This window comes from Leptospira abararensis, assembly GCF_016918735.1.
In the GTDB taxonomy this organism is placed as follows: Bacteria; Spirochaetota; Leptospiria; order Leptospirales; family Leptospiraceae; genus Leptospira_A; species Leptospira_A abararensis.
In genome coordinates this window covers 49,985-68,215 of sequence record NZ_JAFFPR010000004.1, presented here as the reverse complement: position 1 = coordinate 68,215, position 18,231 = coordinate 49,985, and the positions used below count along the sequence as shown (strand labels likewise).

16 protein-coding genes are annotated in these 18,231 nt (G+C 38.9%); 8 read left to right on the top strand and 8 right to left on the bottom strand.

The features are described 5' to 3' along the window. Positions 1–215: 215 nt before the first annotated feature. Positions 216–1,763 carry a hypothetical protein gene (locus JWG40_RS00435; RefSeq protein WP_205283928.1) on the top strand — a complete coding sequence of 516 codons (1,548 nt, stop codon included), beginning with the start codon at positions 216–218 and terminating at the stop codon, positions 1,761–1,763. Here the strand turns inward: JWG40_RS00435 and JWG40_RS00430 are convergent. The 8 genes from JWG40_RS00430 to JWG40_RS00395 are packed head-to-tail and all read right to left on the bottom strand — an operon-like array spanning position 1,760 to position 9,362. Beyond that, entirely contained in the window at positions 1,760–2,260 is a 501-nt protein-coding gene (locus JWG40_RS00430; RefSeq protein WP_205283927.1) for an LIC_11959 family protein, read from the bottom strand. The two genes, JWG40_RS00435 and JWG40_RS00430, sit on opposite strands and share 4 nt — an antisense overlap. After that, on the bottom strand, positions 2,257–3,438 hold the full coding sequence (locus JWG40_RS00425; protein ID WP_232369067.1) for a HEAT repeat domain-containing protein: 1,182 nt from the start codon (positions 3,436–3,438) through the stop codon (positions 2,257–2,259). Before JWG40_RS00425 ends, JWG40_RS00430 begins: the two co-directional genes overlap by 4 nt. Next, on the bottom strand, positions 3,320–3,787 hold the full coding sequence (locus JWG40_RS00420) for a response regulator (RefSeq protein ID WP_205283926.1): 468 nt from the start codon (positions 3,785–3,787) through the stop codon (positions 3,320–3,322). The genes JWG40_RS00425 and JWG40_RS00420 overlap by 119 nt, the downstream gene beginning before the upstream one ends. Before the next feature lie 49 nt (positions 3,788–3,836). Next, positions 3,837–6,350 carry a glycogen/starch/alpha-glucan phosphorylase gene (locus tag JWG40_RS00415; RefSeq protein ID WP_205283925.1) on the bottom strand — a complete coding sequence of 838 codons (2,514 nt, stop codon included), beginning with the start codon at positions 6,348–6,350 and terminating at the stop codon, positions 3,837–3,839. A 51-nt stretch (positions 6,351–6,401) separates the two neighbouring features. Next, complete coding sequence (locus JWG40_RS00410) at positions 6,402–6,866, bottom strand: DUF192 domain-containing protein (RefSeq protein WP_135657794.1); 465 nt, start codon at positions 6,864–6,866, stop codon at positions 6,402–6,404. 4 nt (positions 6,867–6,870) lie between these two features. Continuing rightward, the gene (locus JWG40_RS00405) at positions 6,871–7,641 is read right to left on the bottom strand and encodes an enoyl-CoA hydratase-related protein (protein ID WP_205283924.1); all 771 of its coding nucleotides are present in this window, start codon (positions 7,639–7,641) and stop codon (positions 6,871–6,873) included. Between the two features lie 11 nt (positions 7,642–7,652). Further along, positions 7,653–9,020: a PP2C family protein-serine/threonine phosphatase gene (locus tag JWG40_RS00400; protein ID WP_205283923.1), complete on the bottom strand. Its 1,368-nt coding sequence runs from the start codon at positions 9,018–9,020 to the stop codon at positions 7,653–7,655. After that, entirely contained in the window at positions 9,021–9,362 is a 342-nt protein-coding gene (locus tag JWG40_RS00395; RefSeq protein ID WP_205283922.1) for a hypothetical protein, read from the bottom strand. It abuts the gene before it with no gap. Positions 9,363–9,381: 19 nt separating this feature from the next. On the opposite strand from JWG40_RS00395, the gene JWG40_RS00390 reads away from it, so the two are divergent. The 7 genes from JWG40_RS00390 to JWG40_RS00360 all read left to right on the top strand — a co-directional run bounded on the left by JWG40_RS00390 (position 9,382) and on the right by JWG40_RS00360 (position 18,230). After that, positions 9,382–10,407 carry a hypothetical protein gene (locus tag JWG40_RS00390; protein WP_205283921.1) on the top strand — a complete coding sequence of 342 codons (1,026 nt, stop codon included), beginning with the start codon at positions 9,382–9,384 and terminating at the stop codon, positions 10,405–10,407. Then, entirely contained in the window at positions 10,367–11,695 is a 1,329-nt protein-coding gene (locus JWG40_RS00385; protein WP_205283920.1) for a hypothetical protein, read from the top strand. The genes JWG40_RS00390 and JWG40_RS00385 overlap by 41 nt, the downstream gene beginning before the upstream one ends. Positions 11,696–11,796: 101 nt before the next feature. Then, entirely contained in the window at positions 11,797–13,545 is a 1,749-nt protein-coding gene (locus tag JWG40_RS00380) for a methyl-accepting chemotaxis protein (RefSeq protein ID WP_205283919.1), read from the top strand. A gap of 7 nt (positions 13,546–13,552) precedes the next feature. Next, a complete protein-coding gene (locus tag JWG40_RS00375) occupies positions 13,553–14,056 on the top strand; it encodes a chemotaxis protein CheW (RefSeq protein WP_205283918.1) in 504 nt (167 codons plus the stop codon). Positions 14,057–14,059: 3 nt separating this feature from the next. Further along, positions 14,060–15,937, top strand: coding sequence for a chemotaxis protein CheA (locus JWG40_RS00370; protein WP_205283917.1), 1,878 nt, complete (start codon positions 14,060–14,062; stop codon positions 15,935–15,937). Then, on the top strand, positions 15,934–16,977 hold the full coding sequence (locus tag JWG40_RS00365) for a protein-glutamate methylesterase/protein-glutamine glutaminase (RefSeq protein WP_205283916.1): 1,044 nt from the start codon (positions 15,934–15,936) through the stop codon (positions 16,975–16,977). The genes JWG40_RS00370 and JWG40_RS00365 overlap by 4 nt, the downstream gene beginning before the upstream one ends. Next, entirely contained in the window at positions 16,974–18,230 is a 1,257-nt protein-coding gene (locus JWG40_RS00360; protein WP_205283915.1) for a sensor histidine kinase, read from the top strand. The genes JWG40_RS00365 and JWG40_RS00360 overlap by 4 nt, the downstream gene beginning before the upstream one ends. The last annotated feature ends 1 nt before the right edge of the window (position 18,231 follow it).

Here is an 18,231-nt window from a genome sequence, read left to right as displayed (position 1 = left end):
CATATGAGAAGTTAAGTCAATATTTTTTTAACGTTTCTATCGGTTTCTATATATAAATTTAGCATTCCCCTGGGACAAAACCCGCCCCTAAATGGATTTTTTTTATTGGGAGGTTAAGAATATGTCCCTTCTTTAAAAAAAGCAACCGGACTTAGGGCAAAAAAACGAAATTTTAAACCCCAATCCTGGTGGATTGGCAGAAAATCGGGGTCATTTTGTGGATTTCTCTCGTACAGACTCTGCAAGCAGTAGAGAAAAAGCCAGATCAGGTTTCCATCCCCGAACTCCTTAAGGCTGGATTTCCTCCTCATTTGGCCGCCGCCTGGAAAACAAAGGCCAAAGAGTCTCCAGAAAAATTCTTAGAATGGAAAAGATCCCTAAAAGGAAAAGAAGGGGCCCTTGTTTCCAAAGTTTGGAGGGAACAAAAAATCATCCTATTTCCCACCAAACAACAATTTGCTGGTTTTGATTCATCCAAACAAAGTCCGAAGTTCCCTCGGAACGTGAAAGAAAAACCAACCAAAGAAACTTCCTCCAAATCTCTGGATGGATCAGACTCACTTTATGAACTTTTTTTTGGAATGAGTTATCAAAACTTAGATGTACGGTATTTGCCAAGGAAGGAAAAAAATCATTCCTCTGTATTTCTAGGAGGAAGGGGGAAAGGACAAATTTGGATTTTGGAAAAACGGGATGAAGAATTTTCTTACGGAGCCAATCTTACCTTCCAACAATTTCGACTTACCTCAGGAAACCGTTACAAACCCATTCCCCATTTTTATTTTGCCAAAGATCCTAACTTCTACTCACAGTTGGAAAGAACAGGATCTCCCCTACCCCAACCGATTCTACTTTCCCATTTTTTTGGATACCGCTATCTTAAAGAGGGAAAGGAATACGAACTCGGGATCTACCAAGCAGATGCCTTTTCTGCTTATCCAGGGATTTATTTTGTATCACCAAACAAATCCTATTCGGGGGTTTGGTCAGCAGGAGAGAACAAATCGAGTTTATACATAAACGATACATGGAATTCCAAAGACTGGGGGAACCATAGAGTTCAATCGGAGTCTATATTTAGCAAAAAAGAATCGGTTGGATTTTTCTATTTAAAGTCCGAATCTCCCGAATCCAAATTCTTTTTAGACGCCACTGTCTATAGAGACTCACCTTTGTTATATGGAATGGTATCGCCATCGGAAGTGCGACCAGAAATTCCCCAAGTTTTAGGTTACACTCGAGGGAGTTTTCGACACTTCCTTGGATTTGAATATTTAAGTTCGCTCGAAGGACATAGATACGAAAGTGGAAGATCCGGATTTTTTCCCTTCTTTCTTTCGGAATGGGGAAACCTACTCTACCGTTATAGAGAATACAATGAATCAGGGAACTACCAATACAATGAAATCGGTCGAGCTGCGTTTTACGAATGGAGAAAGGAAAAAACTGTGCTATCTTTTGGATTTGAATCGAGAGAGAATGGCGGCCAATGGGAGGGAAAACTTGCCATCCCTATTGATACCGGAAACTTACTAGAGTTCAGCGCCATCTTTCGAGAAGGCCAACCAAAAACCAGGGCTTGGTTTGAAAACTGGACTTATGCTACCGATTTTAATATCAACCTAACTGATAGAGGAGAAATCATCAAACTCAAATGGGTAAGCCCTTTTATTTCGCTAAATGTCAGTTATTCGCAAAAAGAAAATGATCCAAATCCTATCTTGTTTATTAACTTTCAATTATTACAAAAAATTGATCTTTAGTAGAGGAGATCGTCGGTTCGCACTTCGATGTATTCTTTTAATTTGAAAATAGGAACCGATTGCCTATCCGTAAATTCTTTAGGTTCTGCTGGTAGTTTTTTGGGAGTGGGAAGGGAGGAACGTTTCCCCCTTTCATCGATAGAATAAAAATAATACCCAATCCACTCCCCCTTTACCAGGTAGGGATTTCCTGGAAACAAATCCTTTACAAAAATTTCCGCGTCTAAATCAAATTTATTCCTTCTGTACCGGTAGTGTATTTCATCCCCATTTAAGTCATAAAAAACAACAAAATCCCCTTGTTTTCCCTTATAAAACAACTTCCATTCCAAGGGAAAAGTTCCTGATTTTTGAAATTCTGATTTTCCATCTAAGATCCTTTTTTCGGAACGAGGGATGGGACCAGTGTATTTTCCGTCTTCTTCTGAATGGAGCGGGATTACAGAAACAAAAGAGGCGATTACTAAGAACGACTTTAGAAAGAACTTTAATTTCATTTGGGTTCTTCTTCTGGTTTTTCCTCTATGGATTTTTCTTCCTCAGGAGGACTGTCTTTTCCATTGATTTGGTCGATGGCTTTTTTGGCAGCCTTCTGTACTTTCGGACTTGGATCACGATCGCGTTTGTATTCTAAAAGTTCCAATGCTTTTGGATCTTTCAAACTGCCCATAAATTCAATCGCTCGGAGTCGCACCATACTATCATCATCGCGGGCAAATTCATTCAGTTCTTGGAATACTTCTTTGTCTCCCATAGTCACAAGTGCACCGATGGCATAGATCTTTAAGGATTGGGCTTTTTTGGCATCTAACTTACCTGCGGTTTTTTTTAAGGAATCCAAAAGTTCGTATAACTTCGGTTTGGCTGCTTCTGACTTTAACTTACCGAGTGTATTCATCGAATAACAACGTAAAGTTGTGGGTTGGATCTCATCAAAAGCCACTTCCATAAGAGCCGATTCTGCATCAGAATACAAAACAGTTCCAAAGTACAGCGCAATTTGACCACGCATATCCGCGTTATTAAACTTTTCGCGAAACTTAGTTTCCAAAAAGGGAGCTGCCACCTTTCCCTCAGGTAAGTCCGCCAAAGCAGTGATGTATAAACTAAGTGAATTTGAATTTTTTGTGAAATCTTCCTTTTTTACTTTTTCAAGTAGAGGATTTGTAGCTTCCGCTAATTTCATTTTTTTGGCAGAGTTTACGGCTTGTTTGGCAACATCTTCATTGGAATCTTCAAAAAAAGTAATGATGGTATCTTTGTTTTCCTTTAAATCCAAATCCCCAATGGTTTTTAGGAGGACAATTTTCATCCCCATATCTTTTTCTGATTTTAATTGTTCACCAATGAGATCATAAAGTTCACCCGCATTTTCTTTGGGAAAACGAGTCAGCTCACCTAATGCTTGTTTTCTTTCCTGGCTTGTCCCATAACGAATGATTTTAGAGAGGACTTCTTTTTTTTTGGAAATTTGTTCGGGAGTGAGTTCTTTCTCTTTCCCAAAAACTGGAGAAAGAGAAAGGAAAACTAAAAAGAGGAGGAGCTGTCGTATTTTGTTACTGCTGAGATTCCAATTCGATGATGCGACGGTTGAGAGCTTGGATGAGGTGTTGGTTTTCCAAATTCTGCCGAAACTTATCGAGTAGGTCTTTGATGTCTTTGGATAGTTCGTCAATGTTCCAAGGTTTTTCGACATACCGACTGAGTCCCCCGTTATTAATGGCATAGATTGCAGAATCAAGTCCTGCCTGACCGGTGAGAAGGATTTTAATCGCATCAGGAAGGCGATGGTGCACCTGCTCCAAAAATCGATCCCCTTTCATTCCAGGCATCACTTGGTCAGAAACAATCAACTCCACGATGTCGTTGCTGCTGATGATTTCGTCGATGAGGGAAAGTGCTTCTTCGGCACTACTGGCTGTCTCGATGATATGAGATTCGCCAAATCGAGCCAGAAGTTGTTCTGCAAGCGTTTCCAATACCGATATTTCATCATCGACACATATAATATAACCTTTACTCATTTGGGACCCTTTCCTTGGAACGATACTACCTTAGTTCTTTTATGTCGATTCAGTTTTGTGGCAATTTATAGATAGTTTTAGGAGGAACTGTGTCAAGAAGGGGAACCTTCCAGATGTCCTTGGCGTATTCTCGGATGGTTCGATCAGAGGAAAATTTGCCTGATCTTGCCACATTCAAAATGGATTTTTTTGTCCAAGTGGTTTCGTCCAAATAATCTTTGGCCACAAGGTTTTGGGTCTCGTCATAGGCATCAAAATCAGCCATCAGCAGGTAATTATCTGTATAATAGAGGCTGTCATAAATAGGGCCAAAAATACCAGGTTCTCCCATAGAAAATAAATTTTCACGGATCATAAGAAGCACCCGGTGGAGGTCTTCATTGCGACGGATGAAATCTCCAGGTTGGTATCCTGCTTCCTTCAAACGAAAGACTTCTTCTGTGTGGAGACCAAAAATATAGATGTTTTCTTTCCCTACCTCTTCCAAAATTTCTACATTGGCACCGTCCAAGGTTCCAATGGTCAAAGCCCCGTTTAACATAAATTTCATGTTACTGGTTCCAGAAGCTTCTGTTCCTGCAGTGGAGATTTGTTCGGATAAATTACTACCGGGAATGATTCTTTCAGCAAGGCTCACTCGGTAGTTCGGAAGAAACACTACCTTCAACCTATCAGCAACATCGGGATCTCGGTTGACCACCCATGCCACATTGTTGATGAGTTTGATGATGAGTTTGGCCATGTAGTATCCGGGAGCAGCCTTCCCCCCAAAAATCACTGTCCGCGGTGTGACGTTACGAGTTGGATTTTCTTTGATCCTTCTGTATTCGGCGATGACTCGCAGGATATTTAAAAGTTGGCGTTTGTATTCATGAAATCGTTTGATTTGTACATCAATCAAAGACTTTGGATCAATGGAGATTCCAGTTTCACTTTTGATCAGTTTTGTTAAATCATCTTTGGCAGTTTGTTTTACCTTACGCCAATCATTTTGAAAATCTGGATCATCTACAAAAGATTCTAGCGCTTTTAGTTTGTATAAATCGGTTGTAAAATCATTTCCAATTCGTTTGGAGATAAGATTCGCCAAACCGGGGTTAGATTGAAGTAACCATCGGCGTGGTGTGATTCCATTGGTTTTGTTATTAAACTTTTCAGGAAATACTTTGGTGAATGCCTGGAAGATGGTTTTTTTTATGAGCTCCGAATGGAGTTCCGCCACACCATTCACACGGTATGAGCCAATGACGGCTAAATTTGCCATTCGAATTCTTTTTTCACGACCTTCTTCTATGATACTGACCTGTTGGATTTCGGCTTCTGATAGAACGCACCTGCTACGAACCTCTGACAAAAACCGATGATTGATTTCATAAATAATTTCTAAATGCCTGGGAAGAAGTTTTTCAAAAAGTTCCACCCGCCATGTTTCCAAAGCTTCTGGCAAAACAGTATGGTTGGTATAAGAAAAAACCTTTGTAACAATCTCCCATGCGGGTTCCCAGTCCATCTCTTCATTGTCTAAAAAAATTCGCATGAGTTCCGCAATCCCAATGCTTGGATGGGTATCATTCAATTGGATGGCAACGTAGTTTGGAAGTTCTTTCAGACTATAAGTGGATTCTCGAAATTGAATTAGGATGTCTTGGAGAGAAGCACAAACCATGAAGTATTGTTGTTTGAGACGAAGCACCTTTCCTTGTTCGGTGGTATCGTTCGGATACAAAACTTTGGAAATGTTTTCTGATATGGATTTGTCCTGCACGGCTTTCATGTAGTCACCGTGATTGAAATAATCCAAATTAAACTCTTCGGAAGATTTGGCAGCCCAAAGACGCAGGTAGTTCACCGTACTCGTGTTAAATCCAGGTATTGGATAATCATGGGCAGAAGCAAGGACAGTTTCATCAGGAACCCAGTCGTGTTGGATTTTTCCTTTTCCAGATACCCGAGTTTCTGTATGTCCAAAAAAACCAACAGAAAAGGAAATGTCTGAGCGAACTACTTCGTAAGGAACTCCGTCGGCATCCCAGTGGTCGGGCATTTCCAGTTGGCTTCCGTTAGCAATGAGTTGGTTGAAGATTCCATAATCGTAACGAATTCCGTAACCAAACCCTGGAACATTGAGAGTGGCCATGGAATCTAAAAAACAAGCCGCCAGTCGCCCAAGTCCCCCGTTCCCAAGACCCGCATCCGTTTCAAATTCTAAAACGTCTGTTAGCTCAAAACCGATCCCTCGAAGCATCACTTGGATAGTTTCGTATAACCCGAGGTTGATGAGAGCATTCATCAGAGTGCGTCCCATAAGAAACTCTAAAGAAAAATAAAAAACCCGTTTGGGATTTTCATTTCTGTAACGTTCGTGAGTGACATTCAATCGATCGATAAGGAAATCTCTTATCGTATGACCAAGTGCTTTATATATATCTTCGTTTTTAAGATTGAACCTGTTTTTACCAATGGTATATTCAAGATGGTGGGCAAATTGTTTTTCCATCGAAGCCAAGTCGGCTTTTTGTTCTTCTGATAAAAGGGTAATTAAACGAGGATTCGTGACAACCATGGGTTAAAATAGTAACCAAGGGCGTTCGAGATTCAAGTAAAAAGAAATTTTTTAATCGCGAGCGCTTACCTTTCTTTCCAATGTGAGGACAGCATCCTTGCCTATTTTGTGTTTTGCAAACCAACCTTGGTTGACTTCCAAAGCGTACATGGCCGGTTTTCTTGCGTTGTAAACTTCTTCTGTTTGGTTTGGTTTCATATCGAATGATTCTAAAAGACGCATATCTTCTGAAAAATAACCAATAGATAAGGGAATCAGAGTGTTCTTCATCCAAAAACTTAAAAAATCAGGGCGAGGAAAAACAAAAAGCATTCCTTCATCTTCGCCTAGTTTCGTTCGGTACATAAGACCCGTGGCCCTTGTGGAAGGAGTGTTGGCAATTTCTAATTTTAAAGCCCGGTCGGCAACACTACCAAATAAAATTTCTGGTGTGTTGGTTTGAGACGGAAAGGATTCTGCTTGTTTACAAACAGAAAAAGTCAGAAGAACAAGTAGAATTCCAATCCGTATTTTCATCACATTAACCTTTGAAGTTTGGTTTTCTTTTTTCTAAAAAGGCAGAAAGGCCTTCTTTGGTTTCTTCGTCCGCAAACCGGCCACCAAAAAGTTGTTTTTCCCACTCCAAACCACCTTCCATATTGGTTTCTAGTCCTTGACGAATGGCAGTTTTTGCCGCCTTGATCGCGTTAGGTCCCCGAGACAGGATAGTAGTGATGGTTTTTTCGGATTCGTTTAAAAGTTCAGTAGGATCTATGACTTTATTAATCAGTCCCAATCTGTATCCTTCTTCAGCTGAGATCATATCACCAGATAAAATGAGTTCTGTGGCGCGCCCGACTCCAATCAGTCTTGGAAGTCTTTGAGACCCACCAAATCCAGGAAGTAAACCGAGTGTGACTTCAGGAAGCCCTAATTTGGCGGAAGCAACCGCATAACGAATGTCACAAGCCATAGCAAGTTCCATTCCCCCACCCAAACAAAATCCATTGATGGCAGCAATTGAAATGAGATTGGAAAGTTCCATTTTACGAAAAACAGTTTGGCCAAGTTCCGAAAATGCCCGGCCCTCACGAATGTTGAACTCTTTCATTTTAGCAATGTCAGCTCCGGCAACAAAAGCCTTCCCTTCACCTGTCAGAATGAATCCACGAACAGAAGGGTTGGATTCTAGTTCATCCACCATGGCTCCAATTTCCGTGATCACTACATCATTTAGTGCATTGAGGGCCTCTGGCCTTTTGATGGTGACCAAAGCAAAATTGGATTTAATTTGAATCTCTAAAAAAGACAAATGATTTCTCCTTATTCTTCTACTTCCAAGATTAGAAACATTGTGTCATCAGAAAAACTATCGAGTCCGTAGTTGGATTTTAGCTCTGTGAGAAGATTGATTTCGAGTTCTTTGATATTTGCACTATGTCTATGGCGATTGAGAAGTGCGAGGAGTCCTTCGGTTTCAAGACAATTTCCTTCGGAATCAGTCGATTCAATGAGTCCGTCGGTATAAATAAAAAAACGATCTCCAGGAAAAATGGGCATAGTTTTCTCTGTGATCGGTGGAATTTTAATATTAAAACCGAGGATGGCGCCTTGGGTTTCCAACTCTTGGTAGTCCTCGCCTTTATGCGCCAAAATCAAATACGGATGTCCTGCGTTTCCGAGGGTCAATTTTTTCTCAATGAAATCGAAGAATAAATAAATTGCGGAAGCATGGTATTTATTGAGATCATTTGTCAAACGATCATCCAAATAATCCATCAGTTTAGCGGGAGCAGTTTTGAAACGGTAAGGAATGGTAGAAACAAGTACCTTCATGATGGAGGCAACCATTGCCGAAGAAATTCCATGCCCTGCCACATCGGTTAAAAACACACCCACGTTTCCTTCCCTGAGTTGTACGAAATCAAAAAAATCTCCCCCGATCACATTGGGACTTTTGCGATAATAAGTAAAAGCAAGACTTGGAATTTTTATATTCCCCGGAAAGAGTGCATCCTGCACTTTTTTTGCAAGCTCCAACTCATGTAACATAAATCTCTTTTCTTCGGACAGATTGTACATATCCGTGGTATCTTTTCGTTTATTCAAAACAAATACGGTTCCGAGTGCTGCACTTCCCCAATAAACTAAGATCAAAAAATACTTACTAAAAAAAGAAAACTGATCAGATACAACCGAAGGAAGATTGAAGATATAAATGATATGCAAAACAGAAAAATAAAATGCACTTAAGATACAAGCTTTAGGATCAAGCCTTGTGCTATACAAAAGAATTGGAAAAATAAAAGACATCAAATAGGAATTTAGTAAATAAAAACTCCCAAGCGAAGGAAAGGAATGAATTCCTAACATAAATACAAGATAAACTAACCCATCACCAACAAACCCACTGAAATAAATGACTCTTTGGATAGGAACATTCTTTGTATAAAATTGCAGAAGTAAAATGAGTCGAGCAATAGAAACACCAAGTAGGTAAGGTAAAATTTCCAACCGGATTTCAGAAAATGGGGGAGCAATCAGTAAGGAATAAACAATGATATGTGTGATAAAAATATAGTAAGTGTATTCTTTATCATAACGGGCTTCTACTAACTTTAAAATTTCCCATTCTGATCTTGTAGGTTTTCGAAAGATTTCTTTGAAGTATAAATAAAAGGAATGTGTCAATCAGGGTTCTCCCCATACCAAAGTTTGGATCTCTGATCCATTCAAGGTGATGGTGAAAGCTTTTCCAGTATCCAAATACTTGTCCATTTGATTCGCAAGTTCGAATGCTTTTTTCTCATCTTCCATCCGAAAGAAAAATGGGTGAGAAAGGGCTTTATAATTGTAGGGGAATCGCTCAGAAACAATGAGAGTGACACGAAAATGGTCGGGTCTACTTTCCAAAACAATATGGGACACTTCTTTTCTAGTTAAAATACGAACATCGGGTCGTAAATTCCACGGATTGATTTCGGCGAAAAGGATTCCTGGCAAAAAAAAGCATAGACCAACAAATCCTTTCATATAGAAATACAATCGGCAAATGCGATCGAATCCTTACCTCATATCCTTACTTCTTTTCCTTTTTTGGGGTTGTACGCCAAGTTCGTTTACTCTTCCCAAAAACCCATATGCAGTTTGGGCCAAAGAAAGTATTGGTTTACAATCAAAGAACCTTCCTCACTTACAAGGAACTTGGAATACACGCGTGTATCCTTTGGACTCCAAACGATTGGATACATTAGTTGCAATCAATACCATCGATGGAATTGAAGACATTCCCGGACCAACCAAGGATCTTTCTCCTTGGAAGGCAGAACTAGATCAAATTTATAAAAACTTACCAAAAGAAGTGAATGCACTGGCTGACTCTTTAGTGTATGGAATTTACTTTGTAACTAACTTAGGCTCCACTGGGCTTACGGGAATCGTTCGCAACGAGTCGGGTAAACCCGTTGGCGGCATTATCTATTTAGATTCTGAACTTTTAGGAGATGGGGGAAATGATTGGGCTTCCAAAAAAGAATCCACAGCATTCCTTCCATCCAAAGAACATTATATCAAAATTCATTTGGATGACTCCAACTCGAAAGAATCGGCCATTCGTTTTATCATATTACATGAGTTAGGTCATATTGTATCAATTGTCAAAGCCCACGCCCCGGATTTTTCTGAAAACCAAAGAGACTTTCGAAGTTTTCCTATCTTTGAAGGAATTTGGTGGTCTGAAACTTATTCTCCTTATGAGGCTACTTTTTTTCCCGAAAGGAATAAAATCAAATTTTACCAAAGTAATCCTTCTCTTTCTTTATTTCCTGAAGGCAAATTTCTTTATAAAAAATTAACCAATACACAATTTGTTTCGTTATATGCAGCAACCAATGCAGACGATACTTATGCAGAAGCCTTTGCCCAATACGTTCATGTCTTTTTACTTGGAAAAGAATACAAAGTAATCCTTACTTCGTATGGAAGTTCGGAAACTCTATTACAAGACCCGATTAGAAAGGAAGGAGGCAGAAGATTTCGTGATTTATTCCAAAACATTTTTTATCCGACAAAACCTTAGCTTTTTATTTGTATTTATCTCTCTTACCTTTCCGCTACGATCACAAACGAAAACAGAGGAACCAAAGCCAATCATCATCGAAACCAATACCGAAATTGTATCGGACTTTCTTTGGCGAGGAAATTCGTTTGCAGGAGAGGGACAAAGTAGAAGGAATGGTGCGGCTTACCAAAGTTTTACCTATGCGCCGGCCCTCCAACCTTCCATCAATATTTGGTCTCCGGAAAAAAAATTCCAATTTTTACTTTTTGGAAATTTCCAACTAACTAATCGAGACGATAGAGACTCAGACCGTCGCATTTTACAATCAAGTCCTGGAGGGGTTGGTCCTTCCTACTTGGGAGAAGAGGCAAAGTTTTTTGATCCTTATGGCCAAGACCCTTGTGTAGGTTCCCTTCATGATCACGTCTCTTCTGGAAGCGAAACATCCGATCCTTGCTTAGGTTATAGTCCCAACCAAGGGTTTGGCCCAAAAAAGGAGCCTAACGGTAACAAACGAGCTGATGGAATGTTCTTTTCTATGAGTTACCATTTTGATCCCAGCCGGTTTGGTGATTTTGCCGTTGGGATTTGGTTTTACAATACCTTTCAAAAAACCCCGAACTCCCTACTTAGCCCAGGAACCCAAAAACAAAATCCTTATGCTTCAGGAGGACCGAATAACGCGTTCAATGCGAATAACCCAGATTCAATCAGTCGATTAGTTTGGCATGAATACTTTTTTCATTGGAAACTTCCCTTTTTAAAAAGTGTAAAACCGACTATTTCCTATTACACACAATATTCCACAGAAAATGGAGGACTCCTTGCTGGTAAAAATTATCTTTCTCTTAGTGGATCCTATACCTTCCGAGAAGATCAATTCTTTCGAATTATGCCTCATTTCAATCTTGGTTACGCCATGGGAAACAATGCTGTGGACAATCGAAACGGAATCCAAGACATCACAACATCCACTTCGTTCTTCTTCGGTGATTTTTTTATTAAGTTCGCTCATATCTTTCGCCCTGACTTATATCTTTGGGACACAAATAATTATTATGGATATGCTGGGGGAGATCCGAACAAAGCGCACTGGAATCGGAGTTCCGAAGATGGAAAAGTAACGAACCCTTCTCGTATTAATGGTGCGTACAATACCTCAATCCTAAATGCAATCGAAGGTATCAATACTGGGAATTCCCTAGGTGATTCCATTGCAAAAACCTGGCTTAGAGAAACCTATACCTTACAAAAAATCCCTTCCCATTTATTTTATGTTAGCTTAGGTTATTCTAAAGTCTTTTAATCCGAATATTAACTCATTCAGTTTTTTGCATTTTATGATTAGGAAAGACTTGACTTACGCAATGCGTTGAATATATTTCCGTCCACCTCTAGGGTAAAACTATGAAATGGATTCATGATTTAAAGATTCGCGTCAAATTACTTTTGGCTTTTATGGTAACCATTCTCTTGATGATTGTGGTGGCTGGTGCCAGTTTCTATTCGGCACGCCAAATTTTAGCCTCTCTTCACACTGTGTTTGAAGACCGCGTAGTTCCGATTAGCCAAATCAAAGAAGTATCTGATGCCTATCTCATTGGAATTGTTGATTCAGCCAATAAAGTCCGTGCTAAAAAGATCACGGTTGAGGAAGCTCTTGAATCCATACGTGAATCCGAAACCAAAGCGGATGCGATTTGGAAAGTGTATTTAGGAACCTATCTTGTCCATGAAGAAAAAGAGATCATTGATCAGATGGAAAAAGAATTTCCCCCACTCAAGGCTGGTGTCAAACAACTTAGGATACTACTCGAAACTAGAAATGAAGCGGAATTAGAAAAGTTTGTCACTGTAGATATGTATCCAATCTTCGAACCCCTCACCCACCACTTGGACGATTTGATTCGAGTACAACTAAAGGTTGCCAAAGAAGAATATCATAAATCAGAAGCACAATTTAAAAGTTCTTTAGTGATTGTTTCAGGTGTTGTCATTCTTGCCTTCGTTATGGTTTTCCTCATCGCCATCTTCTTTTCTGATTCGATTGCTGCTCCAATGAAAAAAATTGTGGAGGTAGCACAAACTGTCTCTATTGGAGATTTAGATGTAGACCTAGATACCAAACATAAAAGGTCGGCTTCCGCAAAAAATTTAGAGGGAAACGAAATCCAACAACTTTCACAAGCTTTTATGGAGCTTGTCACTTTTATCAAAGAACGGGCCGAACATTTAGAACGAATTGCCAATTCTGATCTTAGTGCCGATGTCACTCTCAAATCAGAACGTGACCAATTAGGATTAAGTTTACGTCGTATGCTCATTAACTTATCCGATGTTGTAGAAAAATTATATTTCTCATCACAAGAAGTAGACTTAGGTGCCCAACAATTGGCTGATGCAAGTACTTCCTTATCCGAAGCTGCCAGTGAACAAGCAAGCGCCGTTGAGGAAATTTCGGCAACACTTACCGAAATCAGCAATAGTTTCTTAGCGAATGCAGAAAATGCAGAAAGGATGACGGAGTTTTCTGAATCGACCGCCAAACAGGCGATTGAGGGAAATTCCAAAATGAAGGATTTGGTTTCCGCTATGGGAGAAATTAGCAATTCCTTTGATCAAATTTCCAAAATCAACAAAGTCATTAATGACATCGCTTTTCAAACCAATATCCTTGCACTCAATGCGGCAGTAGAAGCGGCAAGAGCAGGACAACATGGAAAAGGATTTGCGGTCGTAGCAGAAGAAGTGAGAAACCTTGCCCAAAAAAGTGCAAGTGCTGCAGATGAAACAACCCTCCTGATAGAATCTTCTATGAAAAAAGTGAAATCAGGAAATGAAGCTACAGAAAAAACAGCAGAAGTGCTAGGAAAAATCTCAGAAAGTGCAGACAATGTGAGCAGTTTAACAAAAGATTTAGCTCTTTCCATTCACGAACAAAAATCTGCAGTCTTACAAATCACACAAGGCATAGACCAAGTAACGACCGTTACCTCAACAACCGCGGCTTCCGCTGAAGAAGTCGCAGCCTCAAGCGAAACTCTAAAACGGCAAGTGGAAATTATGCGTTCAATCATTATGGGTTTCAAACTGAAAGAAGACGGTACTAAATCGACCGCCCTCACTCGGGTTGAAAGACCAAGGATCGTTTTGTAGGCGAACGATGAGCCAACATTTAAAATCATGGGATGAAGATGCAGACGAAGATACCATGAAGGATCTGTATCTTTGTTTTAGTCTCGAAGATAGAGATTATGCATTTGAAGTTCGTCATCTAACAGAAATTCTCGCTCTCCCGGCAATCACCACGATTCCAGGTACGGCTCCCTTTTTGAAAGGCGTTATCAACATACGAGGAAAAATCATTCCTGTAATGGATGTGCGACTTCGATTTGATATGCCATTCAAACCTTATCACGAAAGGACCTGTGTTTTACTGGTTGAATTAGACGGGTTACCCCTTGGTCTTATCGTCGATACTGTGAATGATGTTTTAAAAATCCCTCAAGAAAACATTGATTTAGCACCAAAGATCGGGGAATCTAAATCTTCGAGATTTATCTATGCTACAGGAAGAGTGGGAGATACTGTAAAAATTCTAATCAACTTACAAAGGTTACTCACAGAAGAAGAAACGCATTTGATTAAGGATATTCCCGGAAATTAATCCATGGAAAGAGATGATGTATTAGAATACTTACTAGAAGCGCGAGAAACACTTGAGAACATCGAAAAGGATTTACTCCATTTCGAGAAATCAACATTAGACGGTAGTCTCGTAGACAGGGATCTCCTTGACACTCTATTTAGACATTTCCATACCATCAAAGGAAGTTCTGGTTTTTTCGGGCTTACTGCCATTGTAAAAATGGCTCATGCTGCCGAAAATCTTCTAGATTATTTACGAAAAAACCCAGAAGACCAAGACGAAGATACCCTCGAGTTATTAATCACTGCACTTGATTACCTAAAAGAACTAGTGGAACATGAGGAATCCTCTCCATCGGGTGGTGATTTTTTTTCTGAAGAACAAATCCAATTTTTAAAAAAATTGAATCAGAAGAATGAGTCTATCCGAGTTCTGCAAATGCAAGTTCTGGAAGAATCGGCCCCTCAGAAGAATACCGAATTTGGTTTGTTTGGCGATGATGTAACCAATGAAACTCCTAAAGAAGAATTTGGTTTGTTTACGAGTTCAGAAGAACCTGCAGCAACAAAAGAATTTGGTCTTTTTATAGACAACTCCCCTCCTAAACCAAAGGAAGAATTCGGTTTGTTTCAAAACTCTGATTTAGATGTAGCAAAAGAAAAAATTGCAAAACCTGAAGAGAATTTAAAAAACGAAAAGAAAACCATCATAAAAAAAGACATTCGCATTGATACTGATAAGTTAGATTCTTTACTCGATATCGTTGGAGAAATTGTCATCACAGAACCGATGGTAACAGACCATCAAGACATCAGCAAACTTAAGTTAGAAAATTTCCATAAGACCGCATTACAATTAAAAAAACTAATCAGAAACCTTCAAGAGATTACACTGAGTCTTCGTATGGTTCCGATAGCAGGAATTTTTTCTCGTATGGAACGCCTCGTAAGAGACACCGCAAAAAAAACGGGGAAACAGGTAAAACTACTCATCACTGGTGAGGACACAGAAATTGATAAATCCATCATCGAAGAAATGTATGATCCACTAGTCCATATCATTCGAAATGCCATTGATCATGGTTTAGAATCTCCCGAAGAAAGAAAAGAAGCGGGGAAACAACCCCAAGGAACCATCCAACTAACAGCAAACCAATCAGGAAAAGAGGTTTGGATCGAAGTACGTGATGATGGTAAAGGACTCAGCCGAGAAAGAATCCTAAATAAGGCAATCTCTCTTGGACTCATTGATCATTCAGAATCGGAAACTATTGAAGACAAAGATGTGTGGGATTTTTTATTCCATCCTGGATTTTCTACAGCAAAGGAAGTCACGGATCTCTCTGGAAGAGGAGTTGGCTTAGATGTGGTGAGAAAAAATGTCACAACTCTCAAAGGTTTTGTGGATGTATTTTCTGTTTTTGGTCAAGGGACTACTTTTCTGATTCGTGTCCCTTTAACTTTAGCCATCATCGAAGGACTTGTCGTTCGCAAAGCTGATACTTATTTCATTCTACCATCAATCGATGTTAAAGAATCTATGTATCTTTCAAACGAGCCGATCAACGAACTCTATAAAAACAACCATAGCATACAATATAGAACCAATCAAATTTCTATAGTTGATATCAATTTATTATTCGGAAAAGATTCCGATTTAAACAATGAGAGAACCTTAAAAGAAAAATACCTCATCGTCACCGAATCACACGAAAAACAAATGGGGATTGTTTTTGATGAAATTCTAGGCAACCAATCGATTGTGATCAAACCCATTTCACCTATTTTTAAAAATATCAATGGGCTCGCTGGTTGTACCATTTTAGGGAATGGTCATGCAGGATTAATTCTCGATGTACGTAAATTGATCGGACAACATCTTTCTTCGGTTACAATATGAAAAAACACACTGTAATTGTAGTCGATGACCAAAGGTCTGTGAGAAGTATGATCAAACGTTGGATCGAATCTGATCCAAACTGGGAAGTGATTGGAGAGGCTGCCAATCCTTATGAAGCAAGAGATTTGATTGTAGAAAAACAACCCGAGGTGATGACCTTAGATGTTCATATGCCCGGAATGGATGGGATAGTTTTTTTAAAAAAGCTCCTTCCCCAGTATCCAATGCCAGTCATCATGTTTAGTTCCTCCACAACGGAGGGTGCACATATCACTTTTGAGGCTTTAGAAGCTGGCGCCTTTGACTATGTGACCAAACCCATCGGTACACCGGAAAGTTTAGTTGAAGCAAAAGAGGATCTTCTTTCCAAACTCTATGAAAGTTTGAATTATAACGTCACAAAATTAAATTTTTCTTCAAAGGCTGAACTCCAATCAACTAACAAACTCAAATCGAAAATAATATTCAAACGAAAATTTATACTCATAGGGTCATCAACTGGAGGAACAACAGCATTACGAAATCTGCTTAATGATGTAGATGAAACTTTCCCTCCCATCCTAATCGCACAACATATGCCAGAAAGATTCACCTCCTTATTTGCGCAAAGACTCAATTCAGATCTTAAAATCCAAGTAAAAGAAGCTAAAGATAAGGAAATACTACAAACTGGTCACGCCTACATTGCTCCCGGAAATTACCATTTAGGGATTCAAAAGATAGGTTCAGAATATTATACCCGAATCTTTCAAACAGATAAAAAAAATGGGCACAGGCCATCAGTAGATGTTTTATTTGAGTCAGCCACAGAACAGGAAATAGGTGGAAATAGTATAGGAATTATTCTTACTGGAATGGGTAGTGACGGAGCTTCGGGACTTTTAAAACTTAAAAATCAAGGTTGCCTTACCATCGGCCAAAATAAGGAAACTTGCGTTGTTTATGGGATGCCAAAAGTAGCCTACGAACTAGGGGCCTTAACCTACCAAGTTCCCTTAAACGAAATGGTAGATAAAATTAAGGAAATTGCAGCATTATGATCCCGCATTGTTTAATCCTAGAAAGTGAAAGCACAAAACCAATCGCGGGTTTGCTTAAAGAAATAGGTTATACTTTCGAAAGGGTCAGCCTTTTCGATGAAATAAACAAAATATTAGAAGAAGGCAAATTCCATTTTTTTATCTTCCATGTGAATGATGTAGAATATATGAATGCTCAGAATCAACTTTCAGAATTTACAAAAAATTTTCCACAGACACTCATTATCCTAATTACTGACACCTCGAAATGGGATATTACAGCCTCTTTACTAAAGAGACACTCGGTTTACGATTATATCCAAACACCTTTGTATTCAAACAATCTTCAATTCACTTTAGATCGTTCCCTCCAATATTTATTAACAAAACTCAAGTCTCAATTTATTTATGAAGCAGAGAACCATTTGTACAAACGGATGGTAGAAATTTTTGATTGGAAAAAATCACTCTTGCATAAGGAAAACGAAAATATCGCCGCAGATATCATACACCAAATGAATATCAACTTATTCCAAGGAAGTGGAATAGGGACACTTATGAGTGTGGTCAGTATTTTGATTTCGAAAAGTAAATTAGACCAAGAGGGGAAAAATTACTCTGTGGCAAAACCAGTTATGGATTTATTATCTGAAAACTACGAAGCTGCAAAAAGTATGTTCGATAGTATGTCCATTTCACAATCAGTGATAGATGACGAGAACATTATTGAAAACAAAGAATCTCCGACTAAACTTCTTAACCTTATAAAACAAGAGTTAGAAACACTAAATGACGCCCTAAAAATCAAATCTCAAAAAATTAACCTAAGCCAGATTCCGGCATCTGCAACAGGAAATAAAATTCGGTTTGATGAAAAAAAACTTTCCTATGTAATTCGTGAAATTTTTCTAAACGCAATCAAATATTCAAAAGAAAAAGATATGATTTATTTAATTTTCTTCCATAAGGAAAATTTTTTAGAGCTAAAAGTAATCAACCCTGCTTACCCAAATAGTGACGGATCAAGCGGAATCCCAGAAAAATTTGAATCCTTTGTTTTTGAACCTTTTTTCAGAATTTCTTCGGTAGTAGATGATAATTATGCAAAATTTGAACAATTCCGATTTGGACTCGGGTTGCCACTTGTTAAAAAGATTATGGACCAACACCAATCCAATGTTCAAATCTATAATATTGAAAATAACTTTAGAAATGAAAATACAAAAGATGTATGTTTAACAATTCGATTCCCATTATTAGAAGAGGAAAAATAAA

Excerpts from the sequence above, each read along its gene's own strand:
- JWG40_RS00430 (WP_205283927.1), bottom strand. The coding sequence starts at position 2,260 with ATGAAATTAAAGTTCTTTCTAAAGTCGTTCTTAGTAATCGCCTCTTTT.
- JWG40_RS00420 (WP_205283926.1), bottom strand. The coding sequence starts at position 3,787 with ATGAGTAAAGGTTATATTATATGTGTCGATGATGAAATATCGGTATTG.
- JWG40_RS00415 (WP_205283925.1), bottom strand. The coding sequence starts at position 6,350 with ATGGTTGTCACGAATCCTCGTTTAATTACCCTTTTATCAGAAGAACAA.
- JWG40_RS00410 (WP_135657794.1), bottom strand. The coding sequence starts at position 6,866 with ATGAAAATACGGATTGGAATTCTACTTGTTCTTCTGACTTTTTCTGTT.
- JWG40_RS00395 (WP_205283922.1), bottom strand. The coding sequence starts at position 9,362 with ATGAAAGGATTTGTTGGTCTATGCTTTTTTTTGCCAGGAATCCTTTTC.
- JWG40_RS00390 (WP_205283921.1), top strand. The coding sequence starts at position 9,382 with ATGCGATCGAATCCTTACCTCATATCCTTACTTCTTTTCCTTTTTTGG.
- JWG40_RS00380 (WP_205283919.1), top strand. The coding sequence starts at position 11,797 with ATGAAATGGATTCATGATTTAAAGATTCGCGTCAAATTACTTTTGGCT.
- JWG40_RS00375 (WP_205283918.1), top strand. The coding sequence starts at position 13,553 with ATGAGCCAACATTTAAAATCATGGGATGAAGATGCAGACGAAGATACC.
- JWG40_RS00370 (WP_205283917.1), top strand. The coding sequence starts at position 14,060 with ATGGAAAGAGATGATGTATTAGAATACTTACTAGAAGCGCGAGAAACA.
- JWG40_RS00365 (WP_205283916.1), top strand. The coding sequence starts at position 15,934 with ATGAAAAAACACACTGTAATTGTAGTCGATGACCAAAGGTCTGTGAGA.
- JWG40_RS00360 (WP_205283915.1), top strand. The coding sequence starts at position 16,974 with ATGATCCCGCATTGTTTAATCCTAGAAAGTGAAAGCACAAAACCAATC.